Origin of the sequence: Priestia megaterium NBRC 15308 = ATCC 14581 (assembly GCF_000832985.1) — a bacterium.
In the GTDB taxonomy this organism is placed as follows: Bacteria; Bacillota; Bacilli; order Bacillales; family Bacillaceae_H; genus Priestia; species Priestia megaterium.
In genome coordinates this window covers 4,559,992-4,575,270 of the sequence record NZ_CP009920.1, presented here as the reverse complement: position 1 = coordinate 4,575,270, position 15,279 = coordinate 4,559,992, and the positions used below count along the sequence as shown (strand labels likewise).

The following is a 15,279-nucleotide window of genomic DNA, read 5'->3' as shown; positions in this document are numbered from 1 at the left end:
TATTAAAGTTACGAAGGTTTTAACCTCCCATAATTGTGCAGATTCCAACGTTATTCTTGAATTTTATCAATAAATAAAATAAAAACCAGACTGGAAAAAAATCACTTTTTATGCTATGATATCTATATAACAAAGCGTAAAATAATCGATTTTTATAAAGAGAAAAGATGAACCCCACTGTCCGAGGTTCACCTTTTCTCTTTGTCGTTAGCCACTTTGGTTTTTTTATTTCTTATCTTCTCTTTGGATACACTCATGCAAAGGTACAACCTTAGTTTTCTTTGCTATTTTATACCCCCACCACGTCGCTAAAAAGAGAGGCAGACCGATGTATGAGACCGTCAAGCCGTACCAATCAATTTTGTCAGAAAGTACCGCTTGATAATTCTGTCCTAGAATAACGATGAGGCACATTCCAAATGCAAGAACAGGACCTAGAGGAAACCATTTTGCTTTATACGCCAGTTCATCTATCTCTCTTCCTGAAGCAACATATGCTTTTCGAAAACGATAGTGGCTGACGGCAATACCAATCCAGGCAATAAATCCGCTCATGCCTGAAGCGTTTAAAAGCCACATATACATTTGATCGCCAAAAATTGATGTTAAAAAGGCAAGACCGCCAATGATAGTGGTTAAAACAAGCGCGTTTACTGGAATTCCTCGACGATTAATTTTTCGAAGCGCTTTAGGCGCTTGCCCTTCATTTGCCATGGACCACAACATTCGCGTAGAAGCATATAAGCCAGAAGTTCCGGCTGATAAAACCGAGGTAAGAATAACAGCATTCATCACTGAAGCAGCTGCAGCAATTCCTGCTTTTTCAAAAACAAGCGTAAATGGACTAACAGCAATGTTATCCACATCTCCTCCTAGAAGAGATGGACTTGTGTAAGGAATGATGAGCCCAATTACAGCAATGGCTGCAATATAAAATAGAAGAATGCGCCAAAAGACTTGGCGAATGGCTTTTGGTATATTTTTTTGAGGGTTTTCACTTTCCCCCGCCGCAATGCCGACTAGCTCTGTACCTTGAAAAGAAAATCCCGCGATAAAGAAAATGCTTAGTACGGACAGAAATCCGCCGTTGACCGGCGCTTCTTCTAATGTAAAGTTTTTAAAGCCGATATATTCACCGCCGAAAATGCCAAAGATCGTCAGAAGGCCCACTCCGATAAACACAATGATGGTTACTACTTTTACGAGAGCAAACCAATATTCAGATTCTCCATAGCTTTTTACAGATAGGAAATTAAGTAAAAAAATTAAGCCTAAAAACAAAGCGCTCCAGATAATACTTGGCACATCAGGGAACCAAAACTTCATGATAATAGCAGAAGCAGCTATTTCTACAGCGAGCGTAACAGCCCAGTTAAACCAGTAGTTCCAGCCGAGCGCAAAGCCGAGAGCTGGGTCTACATAATGACTGGCGTACGTTGAAAAAGAACCTGATACCGGCATAAACGTGGCCATTTCTCCAAGACTAGTCATGAGAAAGTAAACCATAATTCCAATGGCCCCGTAAGCAATCAGCGCTCCTCCAGGTCCGGCAGTTTGGATGGATGATCCGGTAGCAAGAAATAAGCCCGTTCCGATTGATCCTCCAATGGCAATCATGGTCATATGACGTGCTTTTAAATGGCGTTTTATATGCTTATCGTCCTGCTTTTTTTCTTCTTCATTACGATTTATATCGACCGCTTCCATACTTATCCCACCTTTATAAATGAACTATGCGCACATGTTTAACGTAAAGCGTATAAGAATATCCATCTCCCACAAAAAGCAGGAGATGGACCCTTCATTGCTTACTTTGAAAAATCAAAATAGTTTCGTTTTAATAGACGAGGCAGGCTCATAAGCTGTTCGTACGTTACACTTTTTTCTAAGGCAGAAGTGTTGATTAAAAACAGTTGATCTTCAATGTGTCCAACCGTTTCATCTGTTTGATACGTAATTCCGCATTCTGAACATGTAATGGAAGGCGTCTCTTTAATTTCTATAGCTTTTGTGCCGTCAGGAAGCTCCCAATAAACCGTTGCATCCGTCTCTTTCGCTTCATAGGATTCGCACCATTGACATTTCAATATTATTCCTCCTTCGCTCCCGCCGTTTCGTATTTTTTCATTTGCGTTTCAAATTTTTTCTCTTTTAATTGATCGCGCTTTTCACGCTTGTCTTTCAAAGAGCTATGCTCTGGATTTTGGTCATACGTTTTCCGGCGGTCAAGACGGTTTAGACCTTCCGGTGTTAAGTTGAACTTTGTATCATCAATAATTGAAAGAACACCGTTGCTTTCAAATTTTTCAAATACTTCAGGATATACTTTTTTATAAAATTCTTCTGCGCTTCCACTTTGGTAATTTTGCGGCTCCGGATAAGATGTAATAACACCTTCAAAGTTTCGAAGCACCACTTTATTGGAGCTTTGAGAAATAATATAGTTTGGCTGCAGCGGAATTTTACCGCCTCCTCCAGGAGCATCCACGATAAACGTAGGAACTGCATAGCCGGACGTATGGCCGCGAAGTCCTTCCATAATTTCTAGCCCTTTACTGATCGGCGCACGGAAATGGCCGATTCCTTCTGATAAATCACATTGATAAATGTAATAAGGACGCACGCGAATTTTTACTAAATCATGCATAAGCTGCTTCATGATTGGCACGCTGTCATTAATTCCGGCTAAAATAACCGCTTGGTTTCCAACTGGAACTCCTGCGTTCGAAAGCATTTCACAAGCACGCTTTGATTCTTCTGTAATTTCAATTGATGTGTTAAAATGCGTATTTAGCCAAACCGGATGATATTTCTTCAAGATATTGCACAGGTTTTCTGTAATGCGCTGCGGGAACACCACCGGTGCTCTTGTACCGATACGAATAATTTCTACGTGCGGAATATCGCGCAAATTTTTCAAAATATATTCTAAAATATTGTCATTGATTAATAGGCCGTCTCCTCCGGAAATTAATACATCACGGATTTGAGGGTTGGCTGCAATGTAATTAATAGCTGTATCCAGCTGTTTTTTTGGAACCCCCATGCCAATTTGCCCTGAAAAACGTCTTCTGGTACAGTAGCGGCAGTACATAGAGCATTGATTTGTAACTAAAAACAGCACGCGGTCGGGATAACGGTGTGTTAACCCAGGAACCGGTGAATCTTCATCTTCATGAAGCGGATCTTCTAAATCATACCTTGTTTTATGCAGTTCTTCTGAAATAGGAACGGACTGCATTCTGATTGGACATTTCGGATCGTTCTCATCCATTAACCATGCGTAGTAAGGAGTGATATTTAACGGAATCGTTTTGGTTGCAATTTTAACACCTTCTTCTTCTTGAGGTGTTAAATTTATCACTTTCTTTAAATCTTCCAATGTTTTAATCGTGTTTGTCAGCTGCCATACCCAGTCGTTCCACTGCTCGTCCGTTACATCTTTCCAAAGCTCGATTTCTTTCCAGTGTCTGCTTGCTTTATATAACGTATTGTTCATTTTATATTCCCTCCAAAGTTTATTTTTTGAATAGATGTTCTACTAAGAAATTGACCGCACCATATAATAGCGATCTTCTCCTTCGCCAAACTCTCCTGCTCGCGTTTCTTTAATGGTAAAGTCCATTTTTTTATACAGCTTCACAGCCCCTTCATTTTTTACATTCACAGTCAAACAAACGCTTTCGAAATTATCTTTTTTTAGAATCGAAAATATTTCTTCTAAAAACAGCTGTCCAATTCCGCTTCCTTGTTTATCAGATCGGACGTAGAAACCAAAGATATAAGCTTTTGTGACATCTTTGTAATCTCGAAGCAGCTCGCAAATGGCAATTGGCCTTGCGTCATTTTCCTGGAAATATTGAATAAGCTTGCCGTAGCGCGCTAAAGGTACAAGCGTCTGTTCATCAACGGCTCCCATGCCCGGAAACGCATCTTTTTCAAGTTCAATCATCATCTTTTGCTGCTCCGGATTTAACGATTCCGGCACTTCGATATAGTACTGCTCTTTTAATGCATCCATTTTTCTTTCCTCCTTTTTTCACTTTCATATTTGACATCTTGCAGCGGCCAGATTAACTTTGGAATGTGCTGATAATTAAAGGTCGTTAAGCGATTTGATGCTACGCCTGGAGCATCCACATAGATGATAGATCCTACAAGCGGTTCAAAAGCGGCTCTGAAATGATTTTTAGCTTTTAAACCGATGATTTTTTTCGTCGTTGGCTCAATGCCAATATGGCGAAAAAGTTCAGGATCGTTTGCTGATACCGGCCTTCCAATCAGCAAAATATCCAATTCTCCTACTCGAATATGAGCTGCACCTTTTACATTTACTTTCAAATGCTGATTAAACGGTCCCGAATTGTAAAACTCACCTTCTGATAAACCAATGACCTTTGCTTCAGCTTCAACGGGCTTTCCAAACTCAGGAGAAACTTTTCCTCCTAAGGAAAGAGAGACGTAATTCCCAACTCCTGCTTGCACGCATTGTTTAATAGATTCAGGGTCATAAAGACCTCCAAACAGTGTCCCCGACATATTTAGCTTCAGCATGTATTTCAAAAGTTCTGTTGTATCGCCGCTTCCGCAGCTTAAAGGATTATCTGCTATATCAGCGAGCACTGTCGGCTTTGTGTTGGATAGTTTTAACGCTGTTTGCAGACCTTCTTCAACGGTAGGCAAATCGACTATAAATTCTTCTTTTATATTCCAAAACTGAGAAGCTAGTTTATTTGCTGTTTTTTCTGCTTTTTCAGGATTCAAAGCAGCTACGAGCACGCTTGCTCCGGCGATTGGAATATCGGAATATGGAAAGCCTCCAAAAACGGAAACATTATATACGTCTTCTTCTTGCTCAGCTTGCTTAGCAAGGTCAATCATTTTTTTCATAGGGCCTTCTGCTGTTCGCATATTAATTGAGGGCAACAGCATAGGCAATTTTTTTAAAGACGCATAATAGACAGCGCTTTCTTTTATTTGTGTTAAAAGCGCTCGCGCAGCGTTGACTCCTTGTTCGTACATATCAACATGAGGATATGTTTTAAAACCAAAGTGAAGCGGCGTGTACGTAAGCATGTCTTCACTGACATTTGCATGCATATCGAGCGTAGTAGCAATAGGAACGCTATTTCCTATACAGCTTCTTATTTGACCTAACAAATGAGCTTCAGGATCGAAAAGATGCTCTACTACCATTGCGCCGTGCAAAGCGATTAACAAGCCATCTAGCGGGCCGGCGTGAGTAAGCGCATGCAGCATTTGCTTTTCAATTGTGTAATAAGCCGCCGAAGATACAACCCCAGACGGAACTGCAGCTGCACAAACAAGGGGAACGATTTCTACTTGCTTCTCTTGCTTTAATACATCCAAAAATCCCCCTACTTCTGTTTTGGTTCCTGAATATGCTTTATATATTTCCGTTCCAACAAAATATCCTTCTTGTACAAACTGTTCTATTTCTGTTTTTAACGGACTAAAGCTGTGAGATTCATGATAAAAAAAGGCAATGCCAATGCGATATGAAGACATGTGCTCCTCCTTTTCGCTAAGGTGCGAGATTAATAGTTGGTGTAGACAGACTTCCATTCTGTCATTACATCAAATGCATGATGAGAAACTTCTCTGTGGCCGTTGCCAGACATTTTCATTCCTCCGAATGCTACTCCCATTTCAGCATTAGATGTTCCGTTATTGATATAGACTAATCCGCTAACAGCGTCTTTCGCCGCTCGGCTGGCATAATGTAAGCTTCTTGTATAAATAGAAGTGGAAAGTCCGTACATCGTTCCATTATTGACGCTCATTGCTTCTTCATAGCCATTTACTTCAATAAAAGCAAGCACGGGGCCAAAAATCTCTTCTTGAGCAATTGTGTGATTCGAATGGACGTTATCGATGATTGTAGGCATGTAATAACAAGCCCCTAATTCTGATAAAGCACGACCTCCAAGCGCAATATTCCCGCCTTCTTCTAACGCTTTTTGTACGTAATCTTCTACTAAACGACACTGCTGTTCATTAACAAGCGGTCCTATCACAACCCCTTCATCAAGACCATTTCCAATCTTCATTTCTTCTGTAAGAGCTATTACTTTTTTCAACAGCTCTTCTTTTACTGAACGATCCACGATGACTCTGCTAGCTGCGGTACAGCGCTGCCCCGTTGTCGTAAATGCTGATTTAACAATTCCTTCTGCTGCTTTATCCAGATCGGCATCCTTTAATACGATAACCGCGTTTTTTCCTCCTAGCTCTAAAGAAATTCGTTTTAAGGTTTTGCTGCTCATTTCTGCTAACTGCTGACCAACTTCCGTAGAACCTGTAAATGAGATGATTTTCACTTCAGAGTGCGTAGCAAGCTTTTGTCCAACGATTCTGCCCGATCCCGTAAGCAAATTAATTGTTCCTTTTGGAAGCCCCGCAGCGTGCAATACTTCCATAAAAATCTTCGCTGAGAGCGCCACTTCTGAAGCCGGCTTCCAGACAACGGTATTGCCAGCGATTAAAGCGGCAAACACTTTATAAGAAGCGAGAGAAACAGGAAAGTTCCAAGGTGTAATACATGCTACAACTCCAAGCGGTTCGCGAACCATTTTTATATCTCGGTCAGGAAAGCCAGCAGGCACTATTTCGCCAAACAAACGTCTTCCTTCTCCCGCCATATACTGAGCTGTTGCAATGACGACACCAACTTCGCCTATTGATTCTGTCAGCGGTTTTCCCATCTCTTTTGTCATCACTTGAGCTAGCTCTTCTTTTCTGTCTTCAAAAAGCGAAGCTGCTTTTGTTAAAAATGCTGCACGTTCAGGAATAGATGTATTTTTCCAGTAGCTGTAGGCTGTACTAGCCGCGTTTACCGCAGCATCGACTTGACTAGCCGTAGCGGCTGCACACGTTCCGACGAGCTCTTGTGTTGCAGGGTTTATACTTTCAAAATAGGTTTGCTCCTCTTCACTTACCCACTCGCCGTTAATATATAAATTTCCTTGCAGCAGTTCGGTTTTAGTTTGACTCATATTGTTACCCTCCTTTTCATTTAAAAAGCTAGTTAATTGAAACTGCTTCTGTGATGACTTCTTCTAATAAAGACAGCCCTTGATTCAGCACGTCTTTATCAATATTTAGGGGCAGCATTAAGCGAATAGTTTGCCCTTTGACTCCACAGTTCATGATAAGCAGTCTTCTTTCCAGCGCTTTTGATTTAATAACAGGGACATAAGCAGCTGCTGTTTCAACATGAAATTCAATGCCGATCATCATACCCATTCCTCTAACCTCTTTAATAGCCGGTAAATGTCCGATAGAATGCTGAAGACGTTTCACAATATCGGCACCTACTTTTTCACTGCGCTCTACAAGCTTTTCTTCTTCAATGATTGAAATATTAGCTAAAGCAGCTGCGCACGATACTGGATTTCCGCCAAAAGTAGAACCATGTCCAGCTATTGGCCATTTCTCATGCAGTTCTCGGCTTGCTACAATCGCTCCTAGTGGCATACCACCGGAAAGAGCTTTTGCTAAAACTAAAATATCTGGTGTGACTCCAGCATGTTCTGCGGCAAACATTTTTCCAGTGCGTCCAAATCCCGTTTGCACTTCATCAAAGATAAGCAGAATGCCATAATCATTCGCTATGTCTCTCAGTGCGCGTAAAAAGCTAGAAGGAGCAGGGTAATAGCCTCCTTCGCCCATGACTGGCTCAATTACAATCGCCGCTACGCGTGAAGGATCGACTCGCAGTTCAAACAGCTTTTGCAGTTGATTTAAGCAATATGCTTCTGCTTCTTCCTCGTCAACATTAGGAAGCTGACTTGGATACGGATAAGGCGCGTGATACACTTCTCCTAAAATCGGCTCGTAGTAGCTTCGGTACTTAGAGCTTGAAGCTGTAATAGCTGTAGCTCCTAATGTACGGCCATGAAAAGAACCTTCGAAAGCAATAATCGCTGGTCTGCCAGTGGCCGCTTTTGCTAACTTAAGTGCTCCATCAATGGCTTCTGCGCCTGAGTTTGAAAAGAAAACCGTATCTAAGTTTCCAGGCGTAATTTGCGCAAGTTTTTCTGCCAAATTCACTGCTGTTTCGTAATAGCCGTAGTTTAAGCCTAGGTGAAGCAGCTGATCTGCTTGTTTTTTTATCGCTTCTACCATCTTTTCATGCGTATGACCCACTGCATTGACAGCTACTCCTGATACAAAATCAATATATTCCTTGCCATCAGCTGTCCAAAATTTTGCACCGTGCGCTTTTTCAATAACAAGCTCTGTTACTCTTGTCATCACCGGTGATAAATGTTTTTTTCCTTTGATTTGAAGCTCTTCCGTTTTATTTTGCACTTTCATATGACTCATCCTTTCTTATGTGCTGATAAAAAATAGAAAACGCATGATCTAGCAATCTCACTATTTCATCAACTTCTGATTTCGTTATATTTAAAGGAGGACTGATAATGATATGTTCTCCTTTATGTCCATCTATAGATCCGGATCCTGGATAAAAGACGCCTCCAAGCTCCATACAAATTTCATTGAGCTTTTCGCTGGCTGCTTCACGTGGCTCGAAAAATATCTGTTGATTGGCGTCTTTCATTAGTTCTAATCCAATTAAAAGTCCGCGGCCGCGAATATCTGAAATATAAGGATGCTTGCGCTGGAGCGCTACTAAACATTCCATTAAATACGCGCCTTGAGTTTCAACGTTTTGAAGGATATTCATTTCTTCATACATATCCAAAGCAGCAAGGCCTGCCGCTATTGAAACAGGATGTCCACTGTACGTATAGCCATGAAGAAATTTCCCGCTGCTATTTTCTAACAGCCCTTGAATCAGACTGTCATGGACAATCATTCCTCCTAAAGGAGCGTATCCTGCTGAAACTCCTTTACCAAAAGTTAGAATATCCGGCTCGATTCCGAATTGTTCCACTGCAAAATCAGTTCCTGTTCTCCCAAAGCCTGTCATAACTTCATCAATAATTAAAAGAATGTCATAGCGGCTGCAGAGCTCACGTACTTTTTTGAAATAGTCAAGTGGAGGTACGACAGCTCCTTGCTGACTTCCTACAATGGGCTCTGCGATAAAAGCTGAAATATTTTCTGGACCGAGCTCTAAAATGGTTCGTTCAATATCGGTGACACAGCTCCAGTTTTGATTTGCCACGCAGTCTTCTTGATTGCGATTATACGGACAGCGATGACAATACGGCGAATAAACGTGCGCAAAATGTAAAAGATTAGGTGTATACGGATATCGTCTTTTTACGTCTCCTCCAGCTGATAGTGCGCCTATCGTATTTCCGTGATAAGACTGCCACCTTCCGATTACGATGTGTTTTTGCGTCTTTCCGGCATCTCTGTGATATTGCCTTGCTAATTTTAATGCACTTTCATTTGCTTCTGATCCTCCTGATGTAAAATAGACTTTGTTTAAATGAAGCGGCGCCATTTTACCAATGACCCCTGCAAGTTTATGCAAAACATCCGTTTCAAAACGCAATGTATGAACAAACGCCGCTTTTTTTGCCTGCTCAGCCATCGCCTCGGCTATTTGCGCAATGCCGTGCCCTAAGTTTGCCGCCACGGCGCCGGAGCAGCCGTCTAAATACTTTTTTCCTTGTTCATCTATTAAGTAGCTTCCTTCACCATGCGTAATCATTGGATACTTTTTTGTTAAATCTCTATGAAAAACATAATCTCTTTTTATTTCGTCCATCTTTCCACCACCATCGCCATTCCTAATCCTCCTGCAACGCAAATAGTAGCCAGGCCGTATCGTCTTTTTTGCTTGTGAAGCTCATGACACAGAGTTGTTATAATTCTTGCCCCGGAGCACCCTAAAGGATGTCCAAGCGCAATCGCTCCTCCGTTTACATTCACTTTTTCTGATGTGATGTCCCATTCTCTTAAGCAAGCAATACTTTGAGCGGCAAATGCTTCGTTTAATTCAATCAAGTCCATATCACCTAAGCTTAAACCGGCTTTATTTAAAGCAATTTGCGAAGCAGAAACGGGGCCAATTCCCATTTCCTTTGGAGAGACGCCCGCTGCGGCAAACGACACAACCTTTGCCATAGGCGTTAATCCAAGCTGCTCAGCTTTTTCTTCCGACATCAACAGCATCATTGAAGCGCCATCGTTTCTGCCGGATGAATTGCCTGCTGTCACCGTTCCATTCTTTTGAAAAACAGGCTTAAGCGCACCAAGCTTTTCTTTGCTAGTAAGACGAGGAAATTCGTCTGTTGCAAAATGCCTCATACCTTTTTTCCCTTCTTTTACAGGTACCGGGATAATTTCTTCTTCAAACAAATCAAGTTCTATAGCCCGCCTAGCTTTTTCCTGACTATAAAAAGCAAACTCATCTTGTTCCGTGCGGCTAATACTATATTTTTCAGCGAGCCACTCGGCCGTCTGTCCCATCGTAAACGTTCCGTATAACGTTTCAGGCTGTGATTTTGGCTGACTTTCTGTATTAGAGTCATAGAGTGTTAAATCACCAACGTGAAAACCAAAACGAGTGCCTACCGTATAGTGCGGTGCTTGAGACATGCTTTCCACTCCTCCGGCTAATACCACTTCGGCTTGACCTGATAAAATGGACATAGCTCCATTCATTACAGCCTGCATGCCTGAACCGCACTGGCGGTGCACGGTATAAGCTGGAATACGTTCAGAGAATTGAGCTTTCAGCCCGGCTACTCTCGCTATATTAGGAGCATGAGCGCTTTGTTTCGTTTGTCCGACAATGATTTCATCAACAATCTCTGAAGTATATCCCGCTGAAGACAAATTGTTTTTCATCACAAGAGAGACTAGTTCTTCTGGAAGCGTATCTGCAAGCGAACCGCCAAACTTTCCAATAGGCGTTCGAAATGCATTTACAATCACTGCCATTATGCTGTCACCTCATTGTTTTTATTAAATAATTTAGAGACGCGAAAAGAAGCCTGGGTTTTTTGTTGCACTGTCTCTAAAGAAACACCCGGAGCTGTTTCAAGAAGTTCAAGACCAAGGTCTGTTACCGAAAAGACAGCTAATTCCGTAATAATCATATCGACTCGTCGCTCTGAAGTAAGCGGATAAGTTAACTCCCCAACTAGCTTTGACTCTCCTTGGCTGTTCGTATGAAGAGTCGTAACAATAACTTTTTTTGAGCCTTCTAATAAATCCATTGCTCCTCCTACGCCAAGAACACTTTTCCCAGGAACAGCCCAGTTTGCAATTCGGCCTGCTTCATCTACTTGAAGCACTCCAAGAATCGATACATTCACATGGCCTCCCCGTATCATGGCAAAGGAATCAGCGCTGTTAAAAAATGAGGCACCTTCCAAAACCGTGACGGGCAGCTTTCCAGCATTCACAAGTTCTGGATCTATATAATCTTCTTCAGGAGTAGGGCCAACGCCAAGAATCCCGTTTTCTGAATGTAAAAACACGTGAACATCGGGTGAAATATAATTAGCAACTAAAGTAGGAATGCCGATTCCTAAGTTCACTACATCTCCGTGACAAAGCTCTTTTGCAGCACGCGCAGCAATATATTGTTTGACGTTCATCTTATTGTTCTCCTTTCACTACGATATAAGTAACGTATAAATGAGGAGTTACAATTTCTTCAGGAGAAATCTGCCCAACTTCCACCACTTCTTCTACTTCAGCAATCACGATATCAGCTGCCGTTGCCATCATTGGATTAAAGTTTCTCGCTGATTTGCTGTAAATAAGATTTCCGAGTCGATCTGCTTTTTTAGCTTTTATTAGAGCTACATCTGCATGCAGCGATTCTTGCAAAACATATTTCTTTCCTTTTAATACTCGTTCTTCTTTTCCTTCCGCAAGCTGAGTCCCTACGCTCACAGGCGTATAAAATCCTCCGATGCCTGCTCCTCCTGCCCTAATAGCCTCGGACATTGTTCCTTGCGGGATGAGCTCCACTTGGAGTTCTTGTTGTTGATAAGCATGTACAACTTCAGGGTTGGAAGTAAAATAAGAACCTATGGCTTTTTTTACTTGTTTTTTTTGAACCAATACACCTAATCCTTTTCCAGGTTCACCGAGGTTATTACTAATAATCTCTAAATCTTTAAGGTTTGATTTGGCAATCGCTTCAATCAGACTAAGCGGGCTTCCAACGAGACCAAATCCACCTACCATAATGCGGGCGCCATCTGTTATTTTTTCTATTGCTTCTTCGCGCGTGATGATTTTGTTCATTTTGTTTCCTCCTTTTCTTTTTATATTTCACAGCGCTTTACGCGAAAAAAACCAAGCAGGACACAATGACTCCCCAAAGAAACAGGGATGTCCCCACTCTTTGTAAAGTGTGTGTGTCTGCTTGGCTTTAATAAGACCATGAAAAGAGGTTGTCTTCTCACTTTATTCTAACCAAACGCTATGTAATTTTTTGATTCACATTATCCCAGTAACGTTGGATTGCAGCCTGAAGCGCTACGATAATCGCCTGTTGAGATGGAGCAAAATAATAATTTTGAATACGTTCAATAAGAGGTTCAATTCCATCTGCAAGGCAGTAACCAATAAGCAGCTTCCGGAAAAAATTTTGCGTCAGCTCCGTAATAAACGTAAACTCAGCATTTACAATTTTATGCTCTGTCAGATCCACTTCTAGTACAATTCCCGCATGCTTATACATTTCATACATGGAAGTTCCCTGTGGAGCTTTTGCATATCCTGTCACAATGACTGTATTCAGTATTTGCATGCCCCTTAATCTCCTTTTAAAAACTATTTAATTACTCCGCACTTTTACACTAATAATTCTGAAAGGTCAAATGAGATTAACTCATATGCTTTTAGTTATGTAAGTGCTTTCATTTTTAAAAAGATATATTCTTACATAACTAATATTTCGCCTTTTCTAGACAAAATCCTTCTTTTCTTTTAAAAAAACTTTCTATTTTTTTATTTATTCCGCTTTATTGAAATTTATTCGAGTCTCCATCAAATTTTTCATCCGCTATACGGATGGACTCTGTTGGACAGCCTTCAAACGCATCTATTAAATCGTCTTCCAGCTCTTGGGGCACTTCAGCCGTGCCTTGATTATCATCAAGTATAACGAACGCAATTCCTTCATCATCATAATCATAAATGTCAGGTGCCGCAGCTCCACATGCACCACACGCAATACACGTTTCTTTATCGACTATCGTATATTTCCCCATGATCATTCTCCTAACTAAGTTTAAAAGTTATTACTCATTACCAGCCGCGTTCTTGCATACGATTTTCTGGTAATAATGATGAAATTTCAATTCCTTTCATTGCACTTCCTAATCCTTTTGATAAGCTTGCAATCAGTTCATAGTCTTGATAATGCGTTGTTGCTTCCACGATTGCTCGCGCAAATTTTTCAGGGTTGTCTGATTTGAAGATTCCTGATCCAACGAACACACCGTCTGCTCCAAGCTGCATCATTAACGCTGCATCCGCGGGTGTTGCTACGCCGCCTGCTGCAAAGTTTACAACCGGTAAACGGCCTTCATGTTTAATTTGCAGTAATAGCTCATAAGGCGCACCTAATAGTTTTGCTTCTGTCATTAACTCGTCTTCATCCATGCCTACAACTTTACGTACTTGAGCGTTTACTTGGCGCATATGACGCACTGCTTCGACAATGTTTCCTGTTCCTGGTTCGCCTTTTGTACGAAGCATCGAAGCACCTTCACCAATTCGTCTTGCTGCTTCCCCTAAATCACGGCATCCGCATACAAATGGAACTGTAAATGTACTTTTGTTAAGGTGATATTCCTCATCAGCTGGAGTGAGTACTTCACTTTCGTCAATATAGTCTACACCCATTGCTTCTAGCACGCGTGCTTCAACAATATGGCCAATACGAGCTTTCGCCATAACTGGAATGGATACAGCGTTCATCACTTCTTCAACAATTGTTGGGTCTGCCATACGAGACACGCCGCCTGCTGCACGAATATCAGCTGGAACACGCTCTAACGCCATAACAGCAACAGCGCCTGCTGCCTCTGCAATTTTTGCCTGTTCTGCATTGATCACGTCCATGATAACGCCGCCTTTTTGCATCTCTGCCATTCCCCGCTTCACGCGGTCCGTTCCATTTCTCACCATATTCAATTCCTCCTTTATATGTTCAAACACTTATTATGCAACTTCCATGCCAGTGTTAAAATATAGAAGAAATTAGTAAAAAACATTGATTTTTATGCCAAATTATTAAGCAGTTTTTAAAAATTTGGCAGGTGAAAGCCAATTTTTTAAACCAAAACAGCTCCCGTCCCTATTAGAGACGGAAGCTGTTTTGTTAAGGAACTAATACTAATTTTCCGGTCGTTTTTCTCCCTTGAAGCAGACGATGTACATCTGCCGCTTCATCAAGTGAAAATGTGCCGCCCAGCATTAATTTTAACTGACCGGCATTTACGTAGTTTAATAGCTCATGCAGGCTTTGCTGATAAAGTGTTGGTTTTGCCATCATTTGAGGTAAGAAAAAGCCTAGAACCGATTGATTTTTTTCCATCAGGCGGGCAGGGTTAAATTTTACAGGTTTTCCGCTAGCCATTCCGTAAAAAACGAGGCGCCCAAATGGTGCAAGACATTGAAGAGATTCATAGAATATATGCCCTCCTACCATTTCTAAAATAATATCGGCCCCTTTTCCTTCCGTTACTTCTAAAATTTGTTTTTCCCAGCCTGTTTCTGTATAGTTAATCGCTTCGTCAGCTCCAAGATTTTTTGCAAGCTCAAGCTTTTCTTTGGAGCTCGCTGTAGCAATAACTTTTCCAGCTCCAAAAATTTTGGCAAGCTGAACAGCTAAGGTTCCAACGCCGCCTGCTGCCGCATGAACAATGACGGTTTCTCCTTTTTCAAGGCGACCCATTGTTTTTAAAATATGATAAGCCGTGAGTCCTTGAAGAGGCAAAGCAACCGCTTGTGTTAAATCCACATTCTCCGGCAAAGGAATAAGACCTCTTGAGTCAGCCAGCGTGTACTCAGCGTATCCTGTTGCTCGATTAGATCCCAGCAGCGTCACGACTTTTGTACCTACTTTTATCCCTTTTACATCCTCGCCTACTTCAACCACTTCGCCCGCAACTTCAGAGCCTGGGATAAAAGGCAGCGGTGTTTCGACTACGTATGCTCCTTCACGCCGTGCAGCGTCGGCGTAATTAACGCCGATTGCCGCAACTTTAATGAGCACATCTTTCTTTTTTGGTACAGGGCGTGCAATATCGATAACTTGAAGAACATCAGGTCCTCCGTACTGCGTAAATTGAATGGCTTTCATCT

General features: G+C 41.6%; 15 protein-coding genes. All 15 read right to left on the bottom strand.

What is annotated here, in order from left to right:
- Nucleotides 1-225 precede the first annotated feature (225 nt).
- Nucleotides 226-1,707, bottom strand: coding sequence for an amino acid permease (locus BG04_RS23455; protein ID WP_013083183.1), 1,482 nt, complete (start codon nucleotides 1,705-1,707; stop codon nucleotides 226-228).
- A 101-nt stretch (nucleotides 1,708-1,808) separates the two neighbouring features.
- The gene (locus BG04_RS23450) at nucleotides 1,809-2,087 is read right to left on the bottom strand and encodes a YokU family protein (protein ID WP_013057076.1); all 279 of its coding nucleotides are present in this window, start codon (nucleotides 2,085-2,087) and stop codon (nucleotides 1,809-1,811) included.
- 2 nt (nucleotides 2,088-2,089) lie between these two features.
- Nucleotides 2,090-3,499 (bottom strand): lysine 2,3-aminomutase, encoded by a 1,410-nt coding sequence (kamA, locus tag BG04_RS23445; protein WP_016764132.1) that lies wholly within the window; start codon nucleotides 3,497-3,499, stop codon nucleotides 2,090-2,092.
- A 42-nt stretch (nucleotides 3,500-3,541) separates the two neighbouring features.
- A complete protein-coding gene (locus BG04_RS23440; RefSeq protein WP_034652041.1) occupies nucleotides 3,542-4,021 on the bottom strand; it encodes a GNAT family N-acetyltransferase in 480 nt (159 codons plus the stop codon).
- The gene (locus BG04_RS23435) at nucleotides 4,009-5,529 is read right to left on the bottom strand and encodes a M81 family metallopeptidase (RefSeq protein WP_034652044.1); all 1,521 of its coding nucleotides are present in this window, start codon (nucleotides 5,527-5,529) and stop codon (nucleotides 4,009-4,011) included. The genes BG04_RS23440 and BG04_RS23435 overlap by 13 nt, the downstream gene beginning before the upstream one ends.
- 29 nt (nucleotides 5,530-5,558) lie before the next feature.
- Nucleotides 5,559-7,016: an aldehyde dehydrogenase family protein gene (locus BG04_RS23430; RefSeq protein WP_034652047.1), complete on the bottom strand. Its 1,458-nt coding sequence runs from the start codon at nucleotides 7,014-7,016 to the stop codon at nucleotides 5,559-5,561.
- A gap of 28 nt (nucleotides 7,017-7,044) precedes the next feature.
- A complete protein-coding gene (locus BG04_RS23425) occupies nucleotides 7,045-8,340 on the bottom strand; it encodes an aminotransferase class III-fold pyridoxal phosphate-dependent enzyme (RefSeq protein ID WP_034652050.1) in 1,296 nt (431 codons plus the stop codon).
- Nucleotides 8,324-9,709, bottom strand: a complete 1,386-nt coding sequence (locus tag BG04_RS23420; RefSeq protein ID WP_034652053.1) for an aminotransferase family protein — start codon at nucleotides 9,707-9,709, stop codon at nucleotides 8,324-8,326. The genes BG04_RS23425 and BG04_RS23420 overlap by 17 nt, the downstream gene beginning before the upstream one ends.
- Nucleotides 9,697-10,887 carry a thiolase family protein gene (locus BG04_RS23415; RefSeq protein ID WP_034652056.1) on the bottom strand — a complete coding sequence of 397 codons (1,191 nt, stop codon included), beginning with the start codon at nucleotides 10,885-10,887 and terminating at the stop codon, nucleotides 9,697-9,699. The genes BG04_RS23420 and BG04_RS23415 overlap by 13 nt, the downstream gene beginning before the upstream one ends.
- Nucleotides 10,887-11,549, bottom strand: coding sequence for a 3-oxoacid CoA-transferase subunit B (locus tag BG04_RS23410; RefSeq protein ID WP_013083174.1), 663 nt, complete (start codon nucleotides 11,547-11,549; stop codon nucleotides 10,887-10,889). The genes BG04_RS23415 and BG04_RS23410 overlap by 1 nt, the downstream gene beginning before the upstream one ends.
- Nucleotide 11,550: 1 nt before the next feature.
- Nucleotides 11,551-12,207 carry a CoA transferase subunit A gene (locus BG04_RS23405; RefSeq protein ID WP_034652060.1) on the bottom strand — a complete coding sequence of 219 codons (657 nt, stop codon included), beginning with the start codon at nucleotides 12,205-12,207 and terminating at the stop codon, nucleotides 11,551-11,553.
- Nucleotides 12,208-12,385: 178 nt separating this feature from the next.
- Nucleotides 12,386-12,715, bottom strand: coding sequence for a DUF3870 domain-containing protein (locus BG04_RS23400; protein WP_013057066.1), 330 nt, complete (start codon nucleotides 12,713-12,715; stop codon nucleotides 12,386-12,388).
- A gap of 214 nt (nucleotides 12,716-12,929) precedes the next feature.
- Nucleotides 12,930-13,178 (bottom strand): ferredoxin, encoded by a 249-nt coding sequence (locus BG04_RS23395; RefSeq protein ID WP_013083172.1) that lies wholly within the window; start codon nucleotides 13,176-13,178, stop codon nucleotides 12,930-12,932.
- Between the two features lie 37 nt (nucleotides 13,179-13,215).
- Nucleotides 13,216-14,100: a pyridoxal 5'-phosphate synthase lyase subunit PdxS gene (gene pdxS, locus BG04_RS23390; RefSeq protein WP_162214255.1), complete on the bottom strand. Its 885-nt coding sequence runs from the start codon at nucleotides 14,098-14,100 to the stop codon at nucleotides 13,216-13,218.
- Nucleotides 14,101-14,293: 193 nt separating this feature from the next.
- Nucleotides 14,294-15,277, bottom strand: a complete 984-nt coding sequence (locus BG04_RS23385) for a quinone oxidoreductase family protein (protein WP_013083170.1) — start codon at nucleotides 15,275-15,277, stop codon at nucleotides 14,294-14,296.
- Between the last annotated feature and the right edge of the window lie 2 nt (nucleotides 15,278-15,279).

Excerpts from the sequence above, each read along its gene's own strand:
- BG04_RS23455 (WP_013083183.1), bottom strand. The coding sequence starts at position 1,707 with ATGGAAGCGGTCGATATAAATCGTAATGAAGAAGAAAAAAAGCAGGAC.
- kamA (WP_016764132.1), bottom strand. The coding sequence starts at position 3,499 with ATGAACAATACGTTATATAAAGCAAGCAGACACTGGAAAGAAATCGAG.
- BG04_RS23440 (WP_034652041.1), bottom strand. The coding sequence starts at position 4,021 with ATGGATGCATTAAAAGAGCAGTACTATATCGAAGTGCCGGAATCGTTA.
- BG04_RS23435 (WP_034652044.1), bottom strand. The coding sequence starts at position 5,529 with ATGTCTTCATATCGCATTGGCATTGCCTTTTTTTATCATGAATCTCAC.
- BG04_RS23430 (WP_034652047.1), bottom strand. The coding sequence starts at position 7,016 with ATGAGTCAAACTAAAACCGAACTGCTGCAAGGAAATTTATATATTAAC.
- BG04_RS23425 (WP_034652050.1), bottom strand. The coding sequence starts at position 8,340 with ATGAAAGTGCAAAATAAAACGGAAGAGCTTCAAATCAAAGGAAAAAAA.
- BG04_RS23420 (WP_034652053.1), bottom strand. The coding sequence starts at position 9,709 with ATGGACGAAATAAAAAGAGATTATGTTTTTCATAGAGATTTAACAAAA.
- BG04_RS23415 (WP_034652056.1), bottom strand. The coding sequence starts at position 10,887 with ATGGCAGTGATTGTAAATGCATTTCGAACGCCTATTGGAAAGTTTGGC.
- BG04_RS23410 (WP_013083174.1), bottom strand. The coding sequence starts at position 11,549 with ATGAACGTCAAACAATATATTGCTGCGCGTGCTGCAAAAGAGCTTTGT.
- BG04_RS23405 (WP_034652060.1), bottom strand. The coding sequence starts at position 12,207 with ATGAACAAAATCATCACGCGCGAAGAAGCAATAGAAAAAATAACAGAT.
- BG04_RS23400 (WP_013057066.1), bottom strand. The coding sequence starts at position 12,715 with ATGCAAATACTGAATACAGTCATTGTGACAGGATATGCAAAAGCTCCA.
- BG04_RS23395 (WP_013083172.1), bottom strand. The coding sequence starts at position 13,178 with ATGGGGAAATATACGATAGTCGATAAAGAAACGTGTATTGCGTGTGGT.
- pdxS (WP_162214255.1), bottom strand. The coding sequence starts at position 14,100 with ATGGTGAGAAATGGAACGGACCGCGTGAAGCGGGGAATGGCAGAGATG.
- BG04_RS23385 (WP_013083170.1), bottom strand. The coding sequence starts at position 15,277 with ATGAAAGCCATTCAATTTACGCAGTACGGAGGACCTGATGTTCTTCAA.